General features: G+C 72.3%; 19 protein-coding genes. 5 read left to right on the forward strand and 14 right to left on the reverse strand.

Translation table 11 applies throughout. The features are described 5' to 3' along the window. Window positions 1-27: 27 nt before the first annotated feature. From QUY26_RS05865 to QUY26_RS05875, 3 genes are all read right to left on the reverse strand, one after another. A complete protein-coding gene (locus QUY26_RS05865; RefSeq protein ID WP_289955507.1) occupies window positions 28-1674 on the reverse strand; it encodes a BCCT family transporter in 1647 nt (548 codons plus the stop codon). Window positions 1675-1847: 173 nt separating this feature from the next. Next, window positions 1848-3131: a M14 family metallopeptidase gene (locus tag QUY26_RS05870; protein ID WP_289944044.1), complete on the reverse strand. Its 1284-nt coding sequence runs from the start codon at window positions 3129-3131 to the stop codon at window positions 1848-1850. Next, on the reverse strand, window positions 3128-5143 hold the full coding sequence (locus tag QUY26_RS05875; RefSeq protein ID WP_289944045.1) for a Xaa-Pro dipeptidyl-peptidase: 2016 nt from the start codon (window positions 5141-5143) through the stop codon (window positions 3128-3130). Before QUY26_RS05875 ends, QUY26_RS05870 begins: the two co-directional genes overlap by 4 nt. 271 nt (window positions 5144-5414) lie before the next feature. Here QUY26_RS05875 and QUY26_RS05880 point away from each other — a divergent pair, with 271 nt between their 5' ends. Then, entirely contained in the window at window positions 5415-6950 is a 1536-nt protein-coding gene (locus tag QUY26_RS05880) for a M1 family metallopeptidase (protein WP_289944046.1), read from the forward strand. Between the two features lie 38 nt (window positions 6951-6988). Here QUY26_RS05880 and QUY26_RS05885 read toward each other — a convergent pair whose 3' ends face one another. From QUY26_RS05885 to QUY26_RS05895, 3 genes are all read right to left on the reverse strand, one after another. Then, window positions 6989-7834, reverse strand: coding sequence for an oxygenase MpaB family protein (locus QUY26_RS05885; RefSeq protein WP_289944047.1), 846 nt, complete (start codon window positions 7832-7834; stop codon window positions 6989-6991). Window positions 7835-8001: 167 nt separating this feature from the next. After that, complete coding sequence (locus QUY26_RS05890) at window positions 8002-9465, reverse strand: amino acid permease (RefSeq protein ID WP_289944048.1); 1464 nt, start codon at window positions 9463-9465, stop codon at window positions 8002-8004. A 183-nt stretch (window positions 9466-9648) separates the two neighbouring features. After that, on the reverse strand, window positions 9649-11466 hold the full coding sequence (locus QUY26_RS05895) for an AMP-dependent synthetase/ligase (RefSeq protein WP_289944049.1): 1818 nt from the start codon (window positions 11464-11466) through the stop codon (window positions 9649-9651). 133 nt (window positions 11467-11599) lie between these two features. Between QUY26_RS05895 and QUY26_RS05900 the strand changes: the two genes are divergently transcribed. Next, window positions 11600-12412 (forward strand): MerR family transcriptional regulator, encoded by an 813-nt coding sequence (locus tag QUY26_RS05900; protein ID WP_289944050.1) that lies wholly within the window; start codon window positions 11600-11602, stop codon window positions 12410-12412. 80 nt (window positions 12413-12492) lie between these two features. On the opposite strand, the gene QUY26_RS05905 is transcribed toward QUY26_RS05900, so the two are convergent. The 6 genes from QUY26_RS05905 to QUY26_RS05930 form a co-directional block, all read right to left on the reverse strand. Further along, window positions 12493-14721 (reverse strand): 3-hydroxyacyl-CoA dehydrogenase NAD-binding domain-containing protein, encoded by a 2229-nt coding sequence (locus QUY26_RS05905; protein ID WP_289944051.1) that lies wholly within the window; start codon window positions 14719-14721, stop codon window positions 12493-12495. Between the two features lie 72 nt (window positions 14722-14793). Then, a complete protein-coding gene (locus tag QUY26_RS05910) occupies window positions 14794-16008 on the reverse strand; it encodes an acetyl-CoA C-acetyltransferase (RefSeq protein ID WP_289944053.1) in 1215 nt (404 codons plus the stop codon). A gap of 82 nt (window positions 16009-16090) precedes the next feature. Then, window positions 16091-17233 (reverse strand): acyl-CoA dehydrogenase family protein, encoded by a 1143-nt coding sequence (locus tag QUY26_RS05915; RefSeq protein ID WP_289944054.1) that lies wholly within the window; start codon window positions 17231-17233, stop codon window positions 16091-16093. A 21-nt stretch (window positions 17234-17254) separates the two neighbouring features. Next, on the reverse strand, window positions 17255-18280 hold the full coding sequence (locus QUY26_RS05920; RefSeq protein WP_289944055.1) for an LLM class F420-dependent oxidoreductase: 1026 nt from the start codon (window positions 18278-18280) through the stop codon (window positions 17255-17257). After that, the gene (locus tag QUY26_RS05925; protein WP_289944056.1) at window positions 18280-19467 is read right to left on the reverse strand and encodes a CaiB/BaiF CoA transferase family protein; all 1188 of its coding nucleotides are present in this window, start codon (window positions 19465-19467) and stop codon (window positions 18280-18282) included. The genes QUY26_RS05920 and QUY26_RS05925 overlap by 1 nt, the downstream gene beginning before the upstream one ends. Before the next feature lie 169 nt (window positions 19468-19636). Then, window positions 19637-20050, reverse strand: a complete 414-nt coding sequence (locus QUY26_RS05930; protein ID WP_289944057.1) for an MmcQ/YjbR family DNA-binding protein — start codon at window positions 20048-20050, stop codon at window positions 19637-19639. 82 nt (window positions 20051-20132) lie between these two features. Here QUY26_RS05930 and QUY26_RS05935 point away from each other — a divergent pair, with 82 nt between their 5' ends. Continuing rightward, window positions 20133-21320 (forward strand): saccharopine dehydrogenase family protein, encoded by a 1188-nt coding sequence (locus QUY26_RS05935; RefSeq protein WP_289944058.1) that lies wholly within the window; start codon window positions 20133-20135, stop codon window positions 21318-21320. Window positions 21321-21427: 107 nt separating this feature from the next. On the opposite strand, the gene QUY26_RS05940 is transcribed toward QUY26_RS05935, so the two are convergent. Beyond that, a complete protein-coding gene (locus QUY26_RS05940; RefSeq protein WP_289944059.1) occupies window positions 21428-22138 on the reverse strand; it encodes an endonuclease V in 711 nt (236 codons plus the stop codon). Between the two features lie 120 nt (window positions 22139-22258). Between QUY26_RS05940 and QUY26_RS05945 the strand changes: the two genes are divergently transcribed. After that, window positions 22259-22558 carry a YciI family protein gene (locus tag QUY26_RS05945; protein WP_289944060.1) on the forward strand — a complete coding sequence of 100 codons (300 nt, stop codon included), beginning with the start codon at window positions 22259-22261 and terminating at the stop codon, window positions 22556-22558. 24 nt (window positions 22559-22582) lie between these two features. Here QUY26_RS05945 and QUY26_RS05950 read toward each other — a convergent pair whose 3' ends face one another. Continuing rightward, window positions 22583-23683 carry a WD40/YVTN/BNR-like repeat-containing protein gene (locus tag QUY26_RS05950; protein WP_436840489.1) on the reverse strand — a complete coding sequence of 367 codons (1101 nt, stop codon included), beginning with the start codon at window positions 23681-23683 and terminating at the stop codon, window positions 22583-22585. Window positions 23684-24142: 459 nt separating this feature from the next. On the opposite strand from QUY26_RS05950, the gene QUY26_RS05955 reads away from it, so the two are divergent. After that, window positions 24143-24559, forward strand: a complete 417-nt coding sequence (locus QUY26_RS05955; RefSeq protein WP_289944061.1) for an SsgA family sporulation/cell division regulator — start codon at window positions 24143-24145, stop codon at window positions 24557-24559. The last annotated feature ends 4 nt before the right edge of the window (window positions 24560-24563 follow it).

Consider the following 24563-nt stretch of genomic DNA (forward strand, 5'->3'; position numbering starts at 1 on the left):
TCAGGGGCCCGCGGCTCCCGGCAGGCCTCAGCGAGCCGGGTCCGACTGCTGCTCGGCGCCCGAGCCGGTGTCCGTGTCGCCCCCGTTCTCGGACGGGCCGATCTGGAGCTCGAACTCGCCGACGCCGTACTGCTCGTGACCGGCGATGACGGCCTTCTCGACGGCCTCCGTGCCGTGCTCGCCCCGCACGATCAGCGGGTCGTGACGCAGATCGCGCATCAGCGCCACACACATCCCGATCATGACCAGGGTGAACGGCGCCGCCACCAGGATCGTCAGATTCTGCAAGCCCGTGAGGGCGTTGTCCTTCCCGTCGCCGATGAGCAGCATGATCGCTGCGACGGCGCCCGTCACCACACCCCAGAAGATCACCACGAGGCGTCCGGGTTCGAGCGAACCCTTCTGGGAGAGCGTGCCCATGACGACCGAGGCGGCGTCCGCCCCGGACACGAAGAAGATGCCGACGAGGATCATCACGAGCAGGCTGGTGGCCGTCGCGATGGGGTACTCGTGCAGCAGACCGAACAGCTGCGCCTCCGGGGTGTCGTCGCCCTTGAAGCCGCCGCCCTCCTTGACCTTTATGGCGCTGCCGCCGAAGACGGCGAACCAGATCAGGCTGACCGTGCTGGGCACGAGGATGACGCCGCCCACGAACTGCCGGATGGTGCGGCCGCGGCTGATGCGCGCGATGAACATGCCGACGAAGGGCGTCCACGAGATCCACCAGGCCCAGTAGAAGACCGTCCAGCCGCTCAGCCAGGCCGAGACGCCCTCACCGCTCGACGCCTCCGTGCGCCCGATGAGCTGAGGCAGGTCGCCCAAGTAGGCGCCGATGGAGGTGGGCATCAGGTCGAGGATGATGACGGTCGGACCCGCGATGAAGACGAAGACGACCAGGAGCAGGGCGAGCACCATGTTGATGTTCGAAAGCCACTGGATGCCCTTCTCCACGCCGGACACCGCCGAGGCCACGAACGCCACCGTCAGCACGGCGATGACGGAGATGAGCAGCCCGGTGGTCGCCTTGTCGCGCCAGTCCAGTTCCTCTATGCCGCTGCCGATCTGGAGCGCCCCGAGGCCGAGGGAGGCCGCGGAGCCGAAGAGCGTGGCGAGGATGGCGAGGATGTCGATGACCCGGCCCCACGTGCCGTGGGCGTGCTTCTCGCCGATGAGCGGGACGAAGACGGAGCTGATGGTCTGGCGCCGGTTCCGCCGGAACGTGCTGTAGGCGATGGCGAGGCCGACGACCGCGTAGATCGCCCACGGGTGCAGCGTCCAGTGGAAGAGGGTCGTCGCCATGGAGGTCTCCATGGCGGCGGCCTTGTCCGCGGGGTCGGTGCCGGGCGGCGGCGTGGAGAAGTGGGCGAGGGGCTCGCTCACGCCGTAGAACATCAGACCGATGCCCATGCCGGCGCTGAACATCATCGCGACCCAGGACACGGTCCGGAACTCGGGTTCCTCACCCTCCTTGCCGAGTGTGATCTTGCCGTACCGGCTCATGGCCAGCCACAGCGCGAAGACCACGAAGCCGGACGCCGCCAGCATGAAGGCCCAGCCACCGTTGTGGATCAGGCCTTCGAGCATGTCCGTCGAGACGTCTTCGAGGGTGTCCGTGGCGACGGCGCCCCAGACCACGAACGCCAGGGTGAGCGCGGCGGTGACGCCGAAGACCACCCGGTCGGTCTGTGGGGACCGGCCGCCGGAGGGGGCCGCCGTCGGCGGCGGGCCTCCTCCGGCGTCCGCTTTCTCTGTTTCCTGGGTCACAGGTGCACCTTTCGCGGAGTCGTTGATCGACCTTGGGTTCTTCTCCGCTACCCCCTACCACATGTGACGTGCGCTCCGATGCCTCAACAGTCGGTGTCGGGCTGCCCGGTGACGAGGTGGTACGGCGCGCGTTCGTCCAGGAGCAGCGGGACGAGTGCGCGCGCGGACTGCCGCAGCGGCACGAGGACGCCCGCGCCGTCCCGCTTCACGGTAACGCCGTGGAGGCCGAGTTCGTCCTTGACGTCGGCGAACTGTTGCGGCGTCAGCCGGTAGCCGCACGCCGGGTCCTGGATGATTTCGGCGGGCTCGGCCGGGTCGTTGTCGGCGCCGCCCAGGTAGACGGGTCCGCGGTCGCGCAGGCCCGCGAGCCGGGACGCCGTGCTCGCCGCCTCCAGGCGCCACCGGTGCTCGTCGGCGTACGAGAACAAGCCGGTGAGTGCCGAGAGTTGTGAGCGGACCCGGCGGCGGTTGTTCAGGGCCTCGTCGTTCTTCTCCGCGTCCGTGACGGGGTCGACCCGGCTCTCGATGAGCAGTCCGGCGGCGTGCTTGAGGCCGGAGGCGTTGCGCAGGATGCGCTCCTGGCCGTCGCCCGCGACCTGCTTGATCGGCTCACCGGTGACCGGGTCGGTCCAGATGCCGTACGTGCCCGTGCTGTAGCCGTCGGCCTCGGCGGCGGGCCGGACGTAGTCGAGGGACAGCGCCTTGGCCTCCCGGTGCACCGCGCCGTGTGTGTTGAGGTTGCGCGGCCACAGGTCGAACAGGTCCTTGTCGTAGTACTTGGGCGTGGCCCCGTACTCGTGCAGGTCGTAGATGGCGTCGGGCTTGTGGTCGCGGATGACGGCGGCCATGGCGCGGCCCTCGGCGGTGGCCAGGGCGATGTGGTCGCGGTTGATGTCGACGCCGTCGGAGTTGCCGCGGGTGTTCGCGGCGCGCCCGTCGGGGTTCGCGGTGGGCACGAACAGGAGGGTGGTGCGGGACAGGAAGCGCCGGGTCTCCTTGTCCTTGGCGTAGGCCAGGTCGCGGATCGTGCTGAGACAGGCGTCGCGGCCGGACGGCTCGTCACCGTGCTGGCTGCACACGAGCAGCACGGTGCTCGCGGTGCGGCGCTCGCCGACCCGCACCAGCTGCACGGGCCGGTCCTGCTTGGTGGTGCCGATGCGGGACACCGAGACCCGGTCGGTGGCCTTGTCGACGGTTCTGAGGAGTCGCTGCTCCTCGGGCTGGCTCGTCCAGCGCGCCCCGTTGCTCTCCTCGAAGCCGGTGCGCGGCGGTGTGGGCGGGGCCGCCTGCGCGGGTGCCGTCAGGAGGGGGGCGGCGAGGGCGGCACAGGCCGCGGCCAGGGCCACTGCGCGGATGCGGGGGGTCATGAGGTGCGGCCTCCAGGGATGGGCGTGATCGGGCGCGGCTTCGCGACGCCCTCGAGCCGGGACTCACGCGCAACGGTGCTGTGCGGGGTCGTGGCGAGGGCCTTGACGCCGCCGACGAGGGGGACCCGCAGGGCCGTGCGGGCGAGGTCGACGGTCAGGGTCGGGGTGTCGGCGGGAGCCGTGATGAGGTTCCGGTCGGTGCCGCCGACGATCAGCGCGAGCCGGTGCCCCTTGGGTACGACGTGGTCGCTCGCGGCCAGGTCGAGGGTGATGGTGTACGGCTTGCCGGGGGTCAGCGGCTCGCCCTGCTGGTCGGAGGAGTGGTTGCCGAGGTCGGCCCAGCCGCGGCTGAAGATGGTGTAGTCGACGTCGGCGGTCCTGGCCTCGGTGTTCTTGAAGCAGGAGCTGTCGCCCGCGGTGCTCGCGCCCCAGCAGGAGCGCTCGGGAAGCGTGTTGATGCCCTCGTCGTCGTGGGCGTAGTCGCGGATGGTGCCGGGGCCGACGTCGACGAGGACGGCGCTCAGATGGGCCGTGCGGGTCGTCGGCGTGACGGTGACCTTCACCTGTGAGGAGCCGGAGATCCGCAGGTCACGGGCGAGCGGGCGGGTGGTGAAACCGGCCTTCGCGGACGTGGAGGTGTCGATCGTCGCGGCCCAGTCGGTCTCGCTCAGGCGCCGGTCGTCGGTGAAGGTCTCGGTGCCCTTGCCGGGGCGGGTGCCCAGGGTGCCGACGCCGGGCGCGCCGCCCTTCGCGGGGCGCAGCGCCGTGGTGTGCGTGGCGCGCGGCGGCCAGGTGCGGTCGGTGGTCCAGCGGTCGGGGGCGCGCTCGATGTCGGCCATGGGCTCGCGGTCGATGCCGTTGCGGTACCCGAGGAGTTCGTGGTCGAACCAGCGGTGCAGGGTGCGGACCCAGTCGGCGCGCCGGAAGTCGAAGGGGTCGACGTGTCCGGCCTGGCTCAGCCAGATCTTGCGCTGCACCCCGGCGTCGGCGAGGGCGTCCCACCACTGCCCGAAGTGCTTGGCGCGCACGTTCAGGTCCTGCAGGCCGTGCACGACGAAGACGCTGGCCCTGACCTTGCGGGCGTCCGGCACGTGGTCGCGCTCGGTCCACAGCGGGGTCCAGTCGCCGGTGCGGGGCGCGCCCTGGATCAGGCGCTGCTTGACGTGGCCGCAGCGGGCGGCGGCCTCGGGGCTCTCCACGCCGCGCGCGAGCCCGTCGGGGCCGCTGTTGAACAGGGGGGCGCCCTTGGCGAAGTAGTAGTCGTACCAGGAGGAGATGGCGCCGATCGGCACGATGGTCTCCAGGCCCTCGACGCCGGTCGCGGCGACGCCGTTGGCGATGGTGCCGTCGTAGCTCTTGCCGATCATGCCGGTGCGGCCGTTGGTCCAGCGGGCGTCGGTCCGCTGCTCGCCGGTGGGCGTGGTGTAGCCGCGGGCGCGGCCGTTCAGCCAGTCGACGACGGCCTTGGCGGACTGCACGTCGGAGCGGCCGCCGATGTCGACACAGCCGTAGGAGCGGTTGGTGCCCGTGAGGTCCACGGCGACGAAGGCGTAGCCGCGGGGCACGAAGTAGTTGTCGTAGTACAGCGGGAACTGCACCGGGTTGCCGTTCGCGTCGTACGTCTTCTTCTGGCTCTCGTTGCCGCGCCCGCAGCAGGAGTAGTACGGGCTGGCGTCCATGATGACCGGTATCTTCCGGCCCTTGGCGGCGGGTTCGCGGGGCCGGACTATGTCGACGGCGACGCGGTCGGTCCTTCCGTCCGCGTCGCCGTCGATCCGGGTGTCGACCCACACGGACTCGCGTATCGCGTCCGCGTAGGAGTAGACGGGTCTGCTCTCCTTGGCCTTCCCGGCCGTGGCGGAGCCGTCTTGGGCGGCCGGGACGCGCGGCGCGGAGTGCGCGGCGCCGCCCGGGGACAGGAGGGTGGCCAGCAGGGCGGCGAGAGCCGCTGCCAGGAGCGTTCTCCAGAGCGGCAGGGTCACAAGGCGCGTACGTCGCGCGCGTATCGGCATGGCGCGGAAGGTACACGCGTCAACAGCCGCCGGAAAGAGGGCCTCAGACGGATCGGAAAGGTCCGTGGGACGTGATCGCACATGTCGGCCGAATGGCGATCGTGTGACATATGCGGCCATGGACATGGGCAGGGGCGGGAGTGCTCAATAGGGTCGACCGCATCGTGCTTCACCTCGTGCCGCGACGCGGCTCGGCGGCCCCGCATCCCTGGGGCCGCCGAGCCGCGTCGCGGCGCAAACCGTCTCGTTCCGTGATGACTTGGAGTTCCACGTGCACCGCAGACTCATCGCCCCGGGCGCACTCGCGGCCGCCCTCGCCCTGCTGGCGATCCCGGCATCGGCCGCCGACTTCTCCCCCGGGGCCCCGGGCGCCGGCGACCACTACTACCCCGACGCGGGCAACGGCGGCTACGACGTCTCCCATTACGACCTGCGCCTGAAGTACCAGCCGAAGACGGACCTCCTGGAGGGCACGGCCACCATCCAGGCCATCACCACCCAGGACCTGTCCCGCTTCAACCTCGACTTCGGCCTGAAGGTCAGCGAGGTCCGTGTCAACGGCAAGAAGGCGGCGTTCGCCAAGACCGGCGAGCAGGAGCTGGAGATCACGCCGAAGGCGGGCCTGCCCAAGGGCAGTTCGGTCTCGATCGTGGTCCGCTACGCCGGGAAGCCGTCCGAGGTGAAGATCCATGGCTTCACCGCCTGGCAGCGCACGCCCGACGGCGGTGTGGCGGCGCAGGAGCCGGAGTCATCGGCCTGGTGGTTCCCGGGCAACGACCACCCGCGCGACAAGGCGACGTACGACGTGTCGGTGTCCGTGCCGGACGGCACCCAGGCCATCTCCAACGGCGTGCTCCAGTCGCAGTCCTCCAAGCTCGGCTGGACCCGCTTCAACTGGCGCTCCAACAAGCCGCAGGCCACGTATCTCGCCACGCTCGCCGTCGGCAAGTTCGACATCACCACGGACAAGACCGAGAACGGCCTGCCCGTCCTCAACGCCTACAGCAAGGACCTCGGCGACAACGCGGGCGCCGCGCGCGCCAGCATCGAGCGGACCACCGAGGTCGCCGAGTGGCTGGAGGAGGTCTTCGGCAAGTACCCCTTCAACGCCCTTGGCGGATACGTCCCGAACGTGCCCACCAGCTTCGCGCTGGAGACCCAGACGCGGCCCTTCTACAGCCCGAAGGCCTTCGCGAACGGCTCCAACGTCTCCATCGTCGTCCACGAGCTGGCCCACCAGTGGTACGGCGACAGCGTCTCCGTGGAGAACTGGAAGGACATCTGGGTCAACGAGGGCTTCGCCCGCTACAGCCAGTGGCTGTGGTCGGAGAAGGAGGGCGAGGGCACGGCCCAGGAGCTCGCCGACTACGTGTACGCGAACAACCCGGCGGACTCGCCCTTCTGGCAGGTCAAGCCCGGCGACCCGGGTCCTGACAACCAGTTCCACATCGCCGTGTACGACCGTGGGGCGCTCGCCCTGCAGGCCCTGCGCAACGAGGTCGGCGACAAGACCTTCTTCCGCATCCTGAAGGGCTGGCCGAAGAAGAACGCGTACGGCAACGCGAGCGTGCGGGACTTCGTGACCTACGCCGAGAAGGTCAGCGGCAAGCCGCTGTCCGCCCTCTTCGACACCTGGCTCTACAAGGCCGGGAAGCCGGGTGCTCCGGCCGCGCGCGACGCCGGTGTCGCCCGTGCGGCGGGCAAGGCCGCCCCGGCGAAGCCGAAGTCGTGGAAGAAGATCGCCGCGACGAACTCGCTCCACGACCACGAGGCCGGGGCCGGGCACGCCGAGGGCCACGACCACTGACAGCACCGCGGCTGCGTGGCGGTCCCCCGCCCGCCCGGTCAGCGGGTGGGCGGGCGGGACCGCCGGGCCCGGTGGGCCTGCGGGGCGTAGCGGAGGCGTTCGGGGAGACGGGGGTAGGCCCAGCGGACCGCGCGGCCGAGGCGGCGCAGGCGGCGCTCCTGCGCGGGCGTCCAGGCGAGGCCGATGGCGGCGCGGGCGTCGGGCGGCATCAGGCCCACGGTGAGGAAGCGGCGGAGCCGGACGAGGCCGGGGAGCAGCGCGGGCCACAGCGCCCGCAGGACGGCCTGGAGGGCCCGTGGGCCGCGGTCGGGCGGCGGCAGCGGCGCTCCGACGGCGATGAGGTCGCGTACCACCGCCGTCTGCTCCAGCTCCTCGGCGAGGATGCGCCGGTAGTACGGCCAGAACTCCTCCAGGGACTGCGGCATGTCCCGGTCGCGGAGCCCGAGCACCCGTCCGACCTGGAGCCACTCCGCGTACAGCCGGCGCTCCTGCGCGGGTGTGAACGGCTCCCCGAGGCAGGCGCGGGCGTGCCGGTGGACGGGGAAGCCGGTGGCGTGCACCCAGCCGTAGTGCGCGGGGGCGAGCGCGTGATAGGGGCGTCCGCGCGAGTCGGTGCCGCGGATGTCCCGGTGCAGGGCGCGCAGCCTGCGCCCCTCGTCGGCGGCGGCCTCTCCCCCGTACACCCAGAGCAGGAGGGACCTGATCGAGCGCTCGGCGCGCCCCCAGGGGGCCGTGCGGAACACGGAGTGCTCGTCGACGCCCGCACCGACCGCCGGGTGCGCCACCTGGAGGGCCATCGCGGCGGGCAGGGCCAGGAGCGTGCGGTATTCACCGGCGACGTCCCACAGGATCCCGTCGGGCGGGGGTGGCGCGGGGTCGGACACACCACCAGTATGCGGCGGTTTGCCCGCTCAGCGCGCGGAGCCGGAGCGGCGCGGACACAGCGGCGGACGGACACAGCGGCAGGCGGACACAGCGGCGGGCGGCGCCCCGAAGGACACCGCCCGCCGTCACAGCCGCGCGCGGGCTCTCGCCGCGCGCGCCGCCGGTGCTACTTGCTGAGCTCGGCCGCCTCGCGGTCCGTGTCGCGGTCCTGCTTGCGGCGGATCGCGTACCAGCCGACGGTGAGCGAGGCCGCCACGATCGGGATGAGGAAGAGCGTCTTGCGGCCCACCTCGGCGTCCTTCCACATCAGGCCGAGCACGGCCAGGAGGAAGGCGATGGTGATGTACTGCGTGACGCCACTGCCCGGCAGTCGGAAGTTCGGCCTGGTCAGGTGGCCTTCCTTGGCCCTGCGGACGAAGGCGAGGTGGCAGACCATGATGCTGATCCAGGTGCCGATGATGCCGAGCGACGCCACGTTCAGGACGATCTCGAACGCCTTGTCCGGCACCACGCGGTTGAGGGCGACACCGAGGACACCCACCGAGGCCGTGAGCAGGATGCCGCCGTAGGGCACCTGGTTGCGGTTCATCTTCGCCGTGAACTTCGGCGCCGAGCCCGCCATCGCCATGGAGCGCAGGATGCGGCCGGTGGAGTACAGGCCGGAGTTCAGCGAGGACATGGCGGCGGTGAGGACGACGAAGTTCATCACGTCACCGGCGCCGGAGACGCCGATCTTGGACAGCACCGTGACGAACGGGCTCTCGTCGGCGGAGTAGACCGAGCCGGGGAGCAGCAGCGCGAGCAGCACGACCGAGCCGACGTAGAAGATACCCACGCGCCACATGATCGAGTTCACCGCGCGCGGGACGACCTTCTGCGGGTCCTTGGTCTCACCCGCGGCGACACCGACCAGCTCCAGGGACGCGTACGCGAAGACGACACCCTGGAGGACGATCACGACCGGCATCAGGCCGTTCGGCAGGAAGCCGCCGTGGTCGGTGATCATGTTCAGGCCCGGGGTCTCGCCGCCCACCTTGTGCTGGGTGGAGACCAGGAAGATGCCGATGAACATGAAGGCGACGAGCGCCGCGACCTTGATGATCGCGAACCAGAACTCCATCTCACCGAACCACTTCACGGAGATCAGGTTCACGGCGAGCACCACAGCGAGCGCGGCGAGCGCGAGCAGCCACTGCGGGATGTCCGTGAAGAAGCTCCAGTAGTGCGTGTAGAGCGCGATGGCCGTGATGTCGGCGATGCACGTGGTCGACCAGTTGAGGAAGTACATCCAGCCGGCGACGTAGGCACCCTTCTCGCCCAGGAACTCACGGGCGTAGCTGACGAAGGAGCCGGACGAGGGCCGGTAGAGGACCATCTCGCCGAGGGCGCGTACGACGAAGAAGGCGATGATGCCGCACACGAGGTACGCGACGGCGAGCGCGGGGCCCGCCGAGTGGAGGCGGCCACCCGCCCCGAGGAACAGGCCGGTGCCGATCGCGCCACCGATCGCGATCATGTTGACGTGGCGGCCCTTGAGGTCCTTGCTGTAACCGGCGTCGCCCGCGTCCGCGGGGGCGGCCTGGGACGCGAGTCGGGCGTCCGCGGCCGTGTCTACGGCGTCGTTGCTCACGTGGAAGGTCCACTCTGTGGTGCCCGGAAGAGGTTCCGGGGTCCGGATGTGCTGCGGGCCCGCGGCACCCCTGACGTGCGCGGACCAACGCGACACCTTCCCTCAAGGACGGTTCCGGATGCGGTGGCGCACATCACATAGCGGCACTTCTCACATGGTGGGCGGCGTCTGTACAGCCCTACGTCACTCGGTGTACAGACCGTCGATGACGTCGGCGTACTTCTCTCTGATGACCCTGCGGCGCAGCTTCAGGGACGGCGTCAGCTCCCCGGACTCCGGACCCCACTCCTGGTCGAGCAGCCGGTACTTCTTGATCTGCTCGGTGCGGTTGAGGCGCGCGTTGGCGGCCTCGACGGCGCGGGCGATCTCGGCGCGCACGGCGGGATGGCCCGCGAGGTCGCCGGCGGCGGCGTCGACGCCGTGCGCGGCCGCCCACGCGGGTGCCATCTCGGCGTCCAGGACGAGCAGCGCCACCAGGTAGGAGCGGCCGTCGCCGTGGACCAGGGCCTGGCCGATCAGGGGGTGCTCCTTGAGGGCGTTCTCGACGAGCGCGGGCGCGACGTTCTTGCCGTTGGACGTCACGATCAGTTCCTTCTTGCGGTCGGTGATCCACAGGAAGCCGTCGTCGTCGAGATGCCCGATGTCGCCGGTCGCGAACCAGCCGTCGGCGTCGCACACCCCGTCCACACCGCTGCCGTCGCCCCGCAGATAGCCCTCGAAGACGTACGGGCCGCGCACCAGGACCTCGCCGTCGTCGGCGACGCGCACCTCCATGCCCGCGAGCGGCTTGCCCACGGAGCCGAGCCGGAAGGCCGCGGGGGTGTTGATGGTGACCACGCCCGTCGTCTCGGTCAGCCCCCAGGCGTCCATCACGACGAGGCCGAAGCCCGCCCAGAAGCGGACCACGTCCACCGGCATCGGCGCCGCCGCGCTGGCCGTCCACAGCAGCCGGTCGAACCCGGCGAGCGCGAGCAGCGGGTCGAGCACCCGTTCCTTGGCCTCGCGGTAGGCCGCTTCCAGTTCGGCGGACGGCTCCTCGCCGCGTTCACGGCAGGCCACGTGGGCGCGGGCCGTCTCGTTCGCCGCCGCCACCGCCCGGCGGCGCTCCTCGGGCAGCCCGGCGAGCGCCGCCCGCACGGCCGCGGCCAGCTTCTCCCACACCCGCGGCACGCCGAAGAACTGGTGGGGCCGCAACTCGCGCACGGTGGCGGCGACCTGGGTCGGCTCGGCGCACAGATAGACGTGGGCGGCGCGGAGCAGCGGCAGGTAGATCCCGAGCATGCGCTCGGCGATGTGCGCGAACGGCAGGTAGCAGATGTGGCCGACGTGCTCGGGGAACTCGATCACGGAGTCCAGGGCGGTGCCGTTGCCCACGACCATGCCGTGCGTCAGGCGCACGCCTTTGGGATCGCCGGTGGTGCCCGAGGTGTAGACGACGGTCAGCGGGTCCGTGGCCCGGATCTCCCGCCAGGTCTTCTCGAAGGTGTCCGGGCTGAACAGGCGGGCGCCGGTGGCGTGCAGCGAGCCGTAGGTGCGGTGCGGGCCCGCGACGGCGGGGTCGACGACCACGAGGCGCTCCAGGGGCACCGTCGGGTCGTCGAGCAGGGGCTCCCAGCGGGGCAGCTCACGGGCGCCCCCGACGATCGCGACCCGGGCCCCGCTGTAGCGGGCGATGTGCGCGATCTGTTCGGGCGCCGACGTTCCGTAGACGGTGACGGGGACCGCACCGAGGTGGACCAGGGCGAGGTCGCTCAGCCAGTGCTCGGGGGTGTTGTCCATCATCATCAGGACCTGCTCGCCGCGTCCGACGCCGAGCGCGGCGTACCCGGCGGCGAGGACCGCGATCTTGCGGCGCACCTCGCTCCAGGTGAGCGTCGTCCACCCGGTGCCCTCGCGCCAGGAGAGCGCGGGGAGTTCGGGGTGGTCCTCGGCGTTGCGCAGCAGCAGGGCGGGGAAGGTGATGCGGGCCGGGTCTTCGGGAAGTCGCAGGATCGTGGTCATGAAACCGCCTCCTGGCACCGTGGGTTCGCCATCGACTACGTGGCGTGACTGGCCCGGAGGCTTTCACAACAGTGGTGGCACAGCAATACTGTTGCACCGATTGATGCAGCAGCCGGGGAGGTGAGGAGCCGCGATGACGACGGACACGGAGCGGTCCGCGGCGACGGACGAGCCTTCGGCGACGGTGGAGCCCTCGGCGGAGAAGTCCTCGACGGAGAAGTCCTCGACGGAGGAGTCGACGTTCACCGTGGACGAGCTGGCCGCCCGCGCGGGCGTCACCGTCCGCACCATCCGCTTCTACAGCACCAAGGGCCTGCTCCCGCCGCCCGTGATCGGGCCGCGTCGCGTCGGCCACTACGGCCCCGGACACCTCGCGCGCCTCGCCCTCATCGAGGAGTTGCAGCACCAGGGCATGACGCTCGCCGCGATCGAGCGGTATCTGGAGCAGCTTCCGCCCGACCTGAGCGCCCACGACCTGGCCATCCACCGTGCGGTGGTGGCCTCGTGGGCGCCGGACGCGGCGGAGGACATGGCGCGCGCCGAGCTGGAGCGGCGGGCGGGCCGGGCCCTGTCGGAGGCGGACCTGGACCGGCTCGCGGCGATGGGGGTGGTGGGCCGTGCGGCGGAGGCGGAGGACCGGCTGCGGGTGGACACCGGGCTGCTGCGGCTCGGCGTGCAGCTCCTCGACGTGCCCATCGCGCACGAGACGATCCTGGCCTCGCGCACGGTCCTGATGGAGCACGCGCGCTCGGCGGCGCACGAGCTGTCGCGGCTCTTCCGGGACGAGGTGGGGGACGCCTGCCGCGAGCGCGAGTCGGACCCCGAGCACGTCGCGGCGATGCGGTCCCTGTCGGCCCATATGCAGCCGATGGTGGTGCAGGCGCTGGTGACGGCGTTCCAGCGGTCGCTGAAGGAAGAGCTGAGGGAGTGGCTCAAGGAGACCTGAACCACTCCCCCGCCTGAACCACTCCCCGCCCCGGGCACGGAGCCCCGCGCCGGTCAGCCGACGCCGAACTCCCCCGCCCGTCAGCCGTCGCTGAACTTCTCCCCCCGGTCGGCCTTCTCCACGAGCAGCGCGGGCGGCGTGAACCGCTCTCCGTAGCGCTCGGCGAGTTCCCGCGCGCGGGCCACGAACGCGGGCAGCCCGGCGCCGTCGTCGTAGCCGTTGATGTACTGCAGGACACCGCCCGTCCAGCCGGGGAAGCCGATGCCGAAGATCGAGCCGATGTTGGCGTCGGCGACCGACGTCAGGACGCCCTCCTCCAGGAGGCGCACCGTGTCCAGCGCCTCGGAGAACAGCATCCGCTCCTGCATGTCGCGGAACGGGATCTCGTGCCCCGGCTTCGTGCTGTGCTTGCCCGGGGGGCGACCCCCGGAACCCCCGAAGTGCTCGCGCAGGCCCGGCCAGAGGCGGGTGCGCTTGCCGTCGTCGCCGTACTCGTAGAAGCCGCCGCCACCGCTGCGGCCGGTGCGCCCGAACTCGTCGATCATGCGGTCGATGACGACCTCGGCGGGGTGTCCTGGCCAGGTGCCGCCCGCCTCCTCGACGGCCCGCTTGGACTCGTTGCGGATCTTGCGGGGCAGGGTGAGGGTCAGCTCGTCCATGAGGGAGAGGACCTTGGCGGGGTAGCCGGCCTGGGCGGCCGCCTGCTCGACCGAGGCGGGCTCGATGCCCTCGCCGACCATCGCGACGCCCTCGTTGATGAAGTGCCCGATGACGCGCGAGGTGAAGAAGCCGCGCGAGTCGTTGACGACGATCGGCGTCTTGTTGATCTGGCGTACGAGGTCGAAGGCGCGCGCCAGGGCCTCGTCGCCGGTGCGCTCGCCCTTGATGATCTCCACGAGCGGCATCTTGTCGACGGGCGAGAAGAAGTGCAGGCCGATGAAGTCGACCGGCCTGGCGACGCCCTCGGCCAGCGCGGTGATGGGCAGCGTGGAGGTGTTGGAGCACAGCAGCGCGTCCGGCTCGACGATGTCCTGGATCTCCTGGAACACCTTGTGCTTGAGCGCCGGGTCCTCGAAGACGGCCTCGATCACGGCGTCGCAGCCCGCCACGTCCTGCGGGTCGGCGGTCGGGGCGATGAGGGACAGGAGCGCGTCCGCCTTGTCCTGGGTGGTGCGGCCCCGGGAGACGGCCTTGGCGCACAGCTTCTCCGAGTAGCCCTTGCCCTTCTGGGCCGCCTCGGCGGAGACGTCCTTGAGGACGACCTCGATGCCCGCGCGGGCGCAGGAGTAGGCGATGCCCGCGCCCATCATCCCGGCGCCGAGCACGGCGACCTTGCGGACGGTCCTCGGCTCGATGCCCTGGGGCCGGTTGGCGCCGGAGTTGACGGCCTGGAGGTCGAAGAAGAACGCCTGGATCATGTTCTTGGAGACCTGGCCGGTGACCAGCTCGGTGAAGTACCGGGCCTCGATGGTCAGCGCCGTCTCGAAGTCGACCTGGGAGCCCTCGACGGCCGCCGCGAGGATGTTGCGCGGCGCCGGGTAGGGGGCGCCCGCCAGCTGCTTCTTCAGGTTCGCGGGGAACGCGGGCAGGTTCGCGGCGAACTTCGGGTTCGCCGGGGTGCCGCCGGGAATGCGGTAGCCGGGGACGTCCCAGGGCTGCTGCGACTCGGGGTGGGCGTCGATGAAGGCGCGGGCCTTCTCGATCATCTCCTCTGGGGTGGCGGCCAGTTCGTGCACGAGGCCGTTCTCCAGGGCGCGCTTCGGGGAGTACTGGGTGCCCTGGAGCAGCACCTTCAGGAGCGCGTCGGCGATGCCCATGAGGCGTACGGTGCGGGTGACGCCGCCGCCCGCGGGGAGCAGGCCGAGGGTGACCTCGGGCAGGCCGATCTTGGAGCCCGGCGCGTCGAGGGCCACGCGGTGGTGGCTGGCGAGGGCGATCTCGTAACCGCCGCCGAGGGCCGCGCCGTTGAGGGCGGCGACGACGGGCTTGCCGAGGGTCTCGATGCGGCGCAGCGAGTTCTTGATGGCGGTGCCGGTCTCGAAGGCCACGCGGGCGTTCTCGGGGCCCACCTGAATCATGTCCTTCAGGTCGCCGCCCGCGAAGAACGTCTTCTTCGCGGAGGTGTAGATGAACCCGCGGATGGCGTCCTTGTCCGCCTGTACGGCGGCCTCGGCGCGGTCGGCGATGGCGGCGATGGAGTCCTTGAACGCCTGGTTCATGGTGTTCGCGGACTGGTGGGGGTCGTCGAGGACGAGGGTGACGACACCGGTGTCGTCCTGTTCCCAGCGGATGGTGGTGCTCTCGGTCATGTCGTTGTCTCCGTGAAGTCTGTGGCAGGCGGAAGCGGAGGGGGCGGCACCCCGACCCCCTACGGCGAGGTGCTACACCCGTTCCACGATCGTGGCGATGCCCATACCTCCGCCGACGCACAGCGTGGCCAATCCGTACCGGAGGTCCCGCCGCTCCAGCTCGTCCACGAGCGTCCCGAGGATCATCGCTCCGGTCGCGCCCAGGGGATGCCCCAGCGCGATCGCGCCGCCGTTGACGTTGACCTTGTCCAGGGACAGGCCCATGTCCTTGACGAAGCGCAGGACGACGGCCGCGAAGGCCTCGTTGATCTCGACGAGGTCGATGTCGTCGATGCTCAGCCCCGCCTTGGCGAGCGCCTTGCGGGTGGCGGGCGCCGGTCCGGTGAGCATGATCAACGGCTCGGACCCGGAGACGGCCGCGGAGACGATGCGGGCACGCGGCGTCAGGCCGTTCCGCTCGCCCGCCTCCTTGGTGCCGATGGCGACCAGCGAGGCGCCGTCGACGATGCCGGAGGAGTTGCCCGCGTGGTGGACGTGGTCGATCTCCTCGATCCAGTGGTACTTCTGCAGCGCGACCGCGTCGAACCCGCCCAGGTCGCCGATGTCCTTGAAGGACGGCTTCAGCTCGGCGAGGGAGTCGGCGGTCGTGCCGGGGCGCAGGTGCTCGTCGTGGTCGAGCACGACGAGGCCGCTGCGGTCCTTGACCGGGACGACGGACTTCTCGAACCGGCCTTCCTTCCAGGCGGCGGCGGCCCGCTCCTGGGAGAGGGCGGCGTACTCGTCGACGTCGCGGCGGCTGAAGCCCTCGATCGTGGCGATCAGGTCGGCGCCGATGCCCTGGGGCGCGAAGTTCGTGTCCCAGTTGGTCATCGGGTCGGCGAACCAGGCACCGCCGTCGGAGGCCATCGGCACCCGCGACATCGACTCGACGCCGCCCGCGAGCACCAGGTCCTCCCAGCCGGAACGGACCTTCATGGCCGCCATGTTGACCGCTTCGAGGCCCGAGGCGCAGAAGCGGTTCTCCTGGACGCCGGCGACCGTGTCGGGCAGTCCGGCCGCGATGGCGGCGATCCGCGCGATGTCGGAGCCCTGGTCGCCGACGGGACCCACCACACCGAGCACGATGTCGTCGATGGCGGCCGGGTCGAGGCCGGGGAAGCGGGCCTGGATCTCGTGGATGAGCCCGACGACGAGGTCGATCGGCTTGGTGCCGTGCAGGGCGCCGTTCGCCTTGCCGCGTCCGCGCGGGGTGCGGATCGCGTCGTACACATACGCTTCGGTGGTCACGCCAGAGCCTTTCAGGGGAGGTCGGTCCGGGGAGGGTCGGGATGCGCGGGTGCGCCCGGGGGCGCGGAGGGGGCGCGGGCGGTCAGCCGAGCAGCGAGCGCCCGATGATCTCCTTCATGATCTCGGTCGTGCCGCCGTAGATGGTCTGGATCCGGCCGTCGGTGAACGCCTTCGCGACGCGGTACTCCGTCATGTAGCCGTAGCCGCCGTGCAGTTGCAGACAGCGGTCCGCGACGCGCTTTTGCAGCTCGGTGGCCCACCACTTGGCCATGGACGCGTGCACGGCGTCCAGCGTGCCCGCGGCGTGGTCGGCGATGCACCGGTCGAGGAAGGAGCGGGTCACGGCGCACTCGGTGGCCATCTCGGCTATCTCGAAGCGGATGTGCTGGAGCTTGGCCAGCGGACGCCCGAAGGCCTCGCGCTCCTTGACGTACGCGGTGGTGATCTCGAGCAGGTACTCGGCGGCGGCGATCCCGGCGACGGCGATGCCCATGCGCTCCTGCGCGAGGTTCGTCATCAGGTGCACGAACGCGCCGTTGAGCTCGCCGAGCAGGTTCTCCTTGGGCACCCGCACGTCGTTGAAGAACAGCTCGGCGGTGTCCTGGGCCTTCTGGCCGATCTTGTCGAGGTTGCGGCCGCGCTCGAAGCCGGGCATGCCGCGCTCGACGACCAGCAGCGACAGGCCGTGCGCGCCGCCCTCGGGGGTGGTCCTGGCGACCACGATGACGAGGTCGGCGAGGATGCCGTTCGAGATGAACGTCTTGGAGCCGTTGAGCAGCCAGTGGTCGCCCTTGTCCTCGGCGGTCGTGCGGATGCCCTGCAGGTCGGAGCCCGCGCCGGGCTCGGTCATGGCGATCGCCGTGATGGTCTCGCCGCTGCAGAAGCCGGGCAGCCAGCGCCGCTTCTGCTCGTCGGTGGCGAGGCCGGTCAGATACGGCCCGATGATGTCGTTGTGCAGGCCGACGGCGAGACCCGCCGCGCCCGCGCGCGTGAACTCCTCGGCGAGGACGGCGGCGTAGCGGAAGTCGGGGTTGCCGCCGCCTCCGTACTCCTCGGGCACGGCGAGGCCGAGCAGGCCCTGGCGACCGGCGGCGAGCCAGGCCTCGCGGGAGACGACGCCGTCCTTCTCCCACTGTTCGTAGTGCGGGAGCACCTCCTTGGCGAGGAAGGTGCGGACCGTCTCCCGGAACGCGTCGTGCTCGGGCTCGAAGAGCTGCCGTTGCATGTGTCGGTGACCTCCCCGGCCCTAGAGCCAGCCCTTGACGGTTTCGATGAGCCCGGCCGGGTCGGGCCCGACCGGGATGACGTTGAGCATGGTGACGCCCGCGGCGCGGAAGACCTCGACGCGTTCGCGCACGTAGCCCGCCGGGCCGCACAGCGACATGAGTTCGCAGAACTCGTCGGGCACGGCGGCCTCGGCCTCCTTCTTGTGCCCGGCCAGGTAGAGCTCCTGGATGCGCGCGGCCTCGCGCTCGTATCCGTACGCGACCGCCAGGTCGTTGTAGAAGTTCTTGCCCACGGCGCCCATGCCGCCGACGTAGAGGGCGATCTGCGGGCGGGCGAGGTCGCGGGCGGCCGCCGCGTCGTCGCCGATGGCGAGGAGTCCGCCCGCCACGACCTGGAGCGGGCCGAGCGCCGGATCCCGGCGGGCGCGGCCCTCGGCGAGGGGCTTGCCCCAGACCTCGTGCGCCTTCTCCGGCAGGAACAGCGTGGGCAGCCAGCCGTCGGCGACCTCGGCCGTCATGCGGACGTTCGCGGGCCCCAAGGAGGCGACGTAGAGCGGCACTTCCGGGCGGACCGGCCTGGTGAGGATCTTCAGGGGCTTGCCGAGGCCGCTGCCCTTCTCCGGCGGGAGCGGCATGTCCGTGATGCCGTGGTGGTCGATGACCTCGCGGCGCAGGATGCGGCGGGTCAGCTCGATGGTCTCCCGGGTGCGGCCGAGCGGCTTGTCGTACGCCTTGCCGTGCCAGCCCTCGACGACCTGCGGCCCGGACGCGCCGAGGCCGATGACGGCGCGGCCCCCGGAGATGGCGTCGAGCCCGGCGGCGGTCTGGGCGATGAGCGCGGGGGTGCGCGAGTAGACGTTGAGGATCCCGGCGCCGATGCGCACGCGCTCAGTGCGGGCGGCCAGATAGCCCATGATCGTGGGCGAGTCGAAGCCGTACGCCTCGGCGACCCAGACGGCGTCGAGGCCCGCCCGTTCCAGGGCCGCGACGGCGTCGGCGCCCGCGCGCGGGTCGCCCGCGTAGGCGAGCGGGGTGGAGATCTCCATCAGGCGCCTTCCTGGGTGGGGTGCGGCGGGACGGGTGCCCGGTCGGGGCCCGGCGCGTCCGAGGCGAGCAGGTCCGGTACGTCCCAGTCCTGGGCCACGGCCGCCGTGTCGGCGCCGGGCCGCGCGGGGCCCGAGCGCACGGACGTGGGTGTCGCGGAGAAGCGCGGCGCGGGCGCGGCCTGGGTGATGCCGCCGTGGTCGACGAAGGTGCCGCGGGCGGCGAGGTGCGGGTGGTGCGGGGCCTCCCCCAGCGAGAGCACGGGGGCCACGCAGGCGTCGGAGCCCTCGAAGACGGCCGTCCACTCCGCGCGCGTACGCGTCCGGAACCGGGCGGCCACCGCCGCGCGCAGCTCGCCCCAGCGCGCCAGGTCCTTGCGGGCCGGGGCGACCTCACCGAGGCCCATAAGCGCGATGAACTCGTCGTAGAACCGCTGCTCCAGGGCGCCCACGGCCATGTACTCGCCGTCGGCGGTCTCGTAGGTGCCGTAGAACGGGCAGCCGCCGTCGAGGAGGTTCGCGCCCCTGCGGTCCTGCCAGCTGCCCGCAGCGACCATGCCGCGGATCATCGAGGACAGGTGGGACGCGCCGTCGACGATGGCGGCGTCCACGACCTGCCCGGCGCCGGTGGACCGCGCGTGGTGCAGCGCGGCGAGAACGCCGACGACCAGGTACAGGGAGCCGCCCGCGTAGTCACCGAGGAGGTTCGCGGGGACGGTGGGCGCCTCCCCCGCGGCACCGATCATGCCGAGCGTGCCGGTGAGGGCGATGTACGCGATGTCGTGACCGGCGCGCTCGGCGAGCGGGCCGTCCTGGCCCCAGCCGGTCATGCGGCCGTAGACGAGCCGGGGGTTGCGGGCGCGGCAGGGCTCGGGGCCGACGCCGAGGCGCTCGGCGACACCCGGGCGATAGCCCTCGATCAGCACGTCCGCGCGGGCGACCAGGTCGAGGACGCGGGCCGGACCCGTGGGCGCCTTGAGGTCGACGAGGACGCTGCGCTTGTTGCGGTTGGTGATGTCGTACGCGGGGTCGATCGCGAGTCCGCCACCGCCGGGGCGGTCGACGCGCACCACGTCGGCGCCGAGGTCGGCGAGCAGCATGGCGGCGAACGGCCCCGGCCCGATGCCCGCGAGCTCGACCACGCGCACCCCGGCGAGCGGTCCGTGAACGCCCTTGTCCGGCACTGCCATTGAGCCCCCAGCGCTGTGACACAACCGATGTAACACCAGTGATGCTAAGAACGCGTTCCACTCCGCACAAGCCCCTGGCGAGCAAGCGCTTAGCCAAGGGGCGGTCCGGGGCGGGTCCGGGCAGGGCGCAGCGCCGTCGTCCACGGGGGCGGGGCGGGGGCGCGACGCCTCATGTGCCGCGCCCCTCCAGTTCCGCCACGCGCTTCTTCGGCGCGATCGCGCGGTAGCTCTCCTCGACCCAGTCGCACAGGAGGTCCGCGGCCGGGGCGCCCTTGCCCTCCAGCGGGACCGACACCCAGCCGGACCTGCCGAGGCCGTACCCCGCGGGTTGCGCGCCCGGGGCGGTCAGGGCGTGGGCGTGGGCCGCCTCGTCGGTGAGCTTGACGGTGACGCCCAGCGGATGGCTGCCGTCGTCCACGCCGAGGAAGACGAACACTTTCTTGTGAACCTTCGCGACGGTCTCGCCCCAGGGGAACTCCTCGGTGGCGCCCGGAAGGCCGAGCGCGAAGCCGCGCACCCGCTCCCACTTGGCCAGCGCGGCCTTCGGCGGTTTCCTCGGCCGCGGCCCTGCCGTCTCCGCCATGGCACCTCCTCGTTCGGAGCCCGTGTGTTCACGCTAGCCTCAGCCACCGGCAACGGCGCGGGACACACGGCTGAGAGGTGCCATGACCAGTCATGACAAGGACCGTCCCTACGACATCGTGCTCTTCGGAGCCACGAGTTTCGTGGGGGCGCTGACCGCCGAGTACCTCTCCGCGCACGCCCCCGACACCCTGCGGTGGGCCATCGCCGGACGGGACGCGGCCAAGCTGCGTCGCCTGCGGGAGCGGCTCGCGGAGGACCGTCCCGGCTGCGCGGAACTGCCCGTCGTGCACGCGGACGCAACCGATCCGGCGGCCCTGCGGGAACTGGCCGCGCAGGCGCGCGTGGTCGCGAGCACCGTCGGCCCCTACCTCAGCCACGGGCAGGGCCTGGTGGCCGCGTGCGCGGAGGCCGGGACGGACTACGTCGACCTGTGCGGCGAGCCCGAGTTCGTGGACCTGATGTACGTGCGGCACGACGCCCGCGCGCGGGAGACCGGCGCGCGCCTGGTGCACGCCTGCGGCTTCGACTCGGTACCGCACGACCTGGGCGCGTACTTCACGGTGCGTCAGCTCCCCGAGGACGTGCCGCTGCGCGTCGACGGGTTCATCAGCGCCGACGCGCGCTTCTCCGGCGGTACGTTCTCCTCCGCACTGCAGCAGTTCGCGCGCGGGCCGCAGATGCTGGCCGCCGCGCGCGACCGGCGGCGGCACGAGCCGCGGCTCGTGGAGCGCCGCGCGTCCACCCCGGCGAGCGCCCCCCGCTACGCCGGGGAGGTCGGCGCCTGGGCGCTGCCGCTGCCGACCATCGACCCGCAGATCGTGGCGCGGTCCGCGCGGGCGCTGCCGCGCTACGGCCCCGACTTCCGCTACCGCCACTACGCCGCCGTGCAGTCCCTGCCCGTCGCCCTCGGCGGCGTGGCGGCGGCGGGCGCCCTGTTCACCGCGGCCCAGGTGCCGGCCGTGCGGCGCTGGCTCACCGGCCTCCTCAAGCCCGGCGAGGGGCCCGACGCGGAGCGGCGTGCGACCAGTTGGTTCTCCATGCGCTTCGTCGGCGAGGGCGGCGGCAGGCGCGTCTTCACCGAGGTGTGGGGCGGCGACCCCGGCTACGGCGAGACCGCGAAGATCCTCGCCGAGGGCGCGATGTCCCTGGCCCTGGACGACCTGCCCGCCGTCGCGGGCCAGGTGACCACGGCCGTGGCGATGGGCGACGCGCTGACCGAGCGGCTCGTCGCCGCGGGGATCGGGTTCCGGGTGGCGGCGGTGCGGTGAGGGGGCGCCGGCGGTGCGGGGCGGACAGGTTGGTGAAGGGCGCCGACGCTCCGGCGACAGGCGTCGGCCGGTGCGGTGAGGGGCGGTGGAGTGCGGTCCCGGCCCGGTCAGCCGCCCGTCGCCTCCCGCAGCGCCGACCTGCACAGCGCGTCCGCCCTGCGGGTGGTCTCGGGGAGGCGGTAGCGCGGGGTGAGGTGGAGGGTGTGGGCGCGGGCCTCGGCCAGGGTCACGCGGTGGCCCACCGAGACGAACACCGGCTTGACGCCCTCGCGGGTGCGCAGCGCGCTGCCGACCTCCTCCGCGCCGTCGAGCAGCGGCGCCGCGCTGCCGCGTGCGGCGCCGGGCGCCTCGTAGGCGAACGTGAACGGGTTCTTGGCGACGCCGATCGTCGGCCGCCCGGTCAGCACGCCGAGGTGGCTCGCGAGCCCGAAGCGGCGCGGGTGCGCGATGCCGTACCCGTCGCACACCACGAGCCCCGGGTCGGCCGTCAGCGCGTCCAGGGCCGCGAGCACCGCGGGGACCTCCCGGAACGCCAACAGGCCCGGCACGTACGGGAAGGCGACCCGGCCGACCGCCGTCGCCTCCTGCACGACCTCCAGGCTCGCACCGTCGAGGACCACGACGGCCGCGGCGACCACGTCGCGCTCGTCGTCGTAGGCGACGTCGACGCCCGTGACGTGTCCGGTGCCGGGCCGGGGCCCGGGCTCGTCGCGCACGACCCGCTCGCGCAGGGCGTCCTGGACGGCGCGGGCCGCGGCCTCGTCGGCGGGCCAGTCGGCGGGCAGGGGCGGGATCGTCGTGGTGAGGGTCGTGTTCATGGTGGGCCGAGCCTAAGGGCCCGACGGGTCGGGGCGGGGCGGCAGGGGGCGGCCTGGGGCTGCGCACGGAGCGGAGCGGGGGTGAGGGGTCCGGGGCCGGGCCCGGGTAGCCTCACGATCATGTTTGTCATGGAGCTGACCTACACCGCCCCCGTGGACCGCGTCGACGCCCTGCTCGCGGACCACGTCGCCTGGCTCGACGCGCAGTACGCGGCCGGGGTCTTCATCGCGTCGGGGCGCAAGAACCCGCGCGACGGCGGCGTGATCCTGGCCGTCGGCGACAGCCGGGAGGAGATCGAGAAGCTGGCGGCGAGCGACCCGTTCACCGTCGGCGGTGTGTGCGCGTACCGCATCACGGAGTTCCTGGCGACGAAGACGGCACCCGAGCTGGCCCGCTACCGGCAGGAGCTGCCGCGCTGAGCCCGGCGGCAGCCCCGGCCGCCCTCACCCCCGTTCGAGCCGCGCCACCCGCCCCTTCTCCCCCGCCGCCCAGCAGCCCAGGTCCCGCGCGCAGTCGACGGTGTCGTACGAACCCGAGTCGACCGTCCGCCAGCTGCGACCGCCGTCCGTCGTGAGGTCCGTGCCCGTGGGGCCGACCGCGAGGGCCGAGCGGCGGGTGTGCGGGAGCCAGGTGACGCCCGAGCGGTACGCGGGGACGGGCTTCGCCGCGGGCCGCCAGCTGCGGCCGCCGTCGGTGGTCGTCGCGGACGCGCGGGGCGAGGGCTGGTCGGCGCGGTAGTCGCCGCCGACCGCGATGCCGTGCGCGCGGTCGCGGAAGGCCAGGCCGAAGACGCCGCGCGCCGGGTCGCCGCCCGGGATCGGGGCGTCGGTGGCGGTCCACGTCAGGCCCCGGTCGGCGGAGTGAAGGACCCGCGCGCGGGCCGCACCGCCGGTCGCCAGCCACACGTCGCGCGGGCCCGAGCTGACCAGGCACTGGCCGCTCGCGGCGAACCCCGACTCGCCCTCCTGCGCCTTCGGCATGCCCCGGTCGGGCAGCACCTTCCAGGAGCGGCCGCCGTCCGCCGTCGACAGGATGCGGTACTTGCCGTTCACGGGGTCGCTCATCGCCAGGCCGTGGCGGCGGTCGAAGAACGTCATGCAGTCGTAGAACGCCTTGGGATCGGTGTTGTGGAAGGACTCCGTCCAGGTGGCGCCGCCGTCGTCGGTGCGCAGGACCCGGGACGCCTCGCCCTCGCCGATGGCGAGCACCACGGCGCGGCGCCCGTCGAACGCCTCGATGTCCCGGAACTCCAGGGCCGACGCCCCGGGCGGTGACACGTCGCGCCAGGTCGCGCCGCCGTCGCTCGTGCGCAGCACGGTGCCCTTCGTCCCTGCGGTCCACGCGGTGCTGCGGCTGACGGCGGCGAGGCCGCGGAAGCGGGCGTCGGTGCCAGTGGGCTTGAGCGACCAGGCGGGCCGGGTGACGGGGTGCGCGTTCCCGGCCGCGGGCCAGGCCGGCGCGCCGCTCCGGTCGCCCGGGGCCGCCGCTCCGGTGCGCGCGGTCGACGCCGAGGCGGTGCCCGGTCCGCCCTGCGCGGGCGGCACCGCCGCGACGGAGGTCAGCGCGAGCGCCGCCGCGCCGAGTCCGGCCCACACCCCGCGGCCCGCCCACCGGGACCGCCCCGGGCCCGCGGCCCGACCCGGTCCTTCCCCGCCGCCTGTACGCGTCGTTCGCCCCGCACGTGTTCCCCGTACCTCACGCATCGCACGCCCCTCCCGGTCCAGCTGCCCCGTGGCCCTCATGGCGGGCCGAAGCTAGCCCACGCCCAAGGCCTCGTCCAGATGGCGGTACTGGGCCTTTCGGCGGTCGCCCGGTCGGGGGCCGACGGGAACCGGGCGTGGTCCCCGGGTGTCGCGGTGACAGAGGTCACTCGCTCCAGAGGGGTCCTCGCGTGCACGGATCCTCCGTTTCCGACGTCTATTCAAGTGTCCGACCCCGGTCGTGCACACCCAGGTCGTCCAGCCGTCAGAGTCGTCCAGCCGTCAGAGTTGAGGGAGCAGGCGTTGTCCACTGTCATCGAGCAAGCCGTTGAGGCCCGCCTGGTCGCCGCCGCGCCCCGGATGCCCACCATCCCCGCCACCCTGCACTACGACGGGCGCGACCCCTTCGCCGTCCGCATGAGCTTCCCGGCCCCGGCGACGCTGGAGGGCGTGGAGGTCTACTGGACGTTCGCCCGCGAACTGCTCACGCAGGGCGTGGAGAACGCGGTGGGCGACGGCGACGTACGCGTGCGGCCGTACGGCTACGACCGCACGGTCCTGGAGTTCCACGCCCCCGAGGGCACGGCCATCGTGCACGTCCAGACCGGCGACCTGCGCCGCTTCCTCCAGCGCACGGCCGCTCTCGTCCCGGTGGGGCAGGAGCACCTGCACGTCGACCTGGACCGGGATCTGGCCGACCTGATGCGCGACGCGTGCTGAACCG

Source organism: Streptomyces flavofungini (genome assembly GCF_030388665.1).
GTDB classification, from domain to species: Bacteria; Actinomycetota; Actinomycetes; order Streptomycetales; family Streptomycetaceae; genus Streptomyces; species Streptomyces flavofungini_A.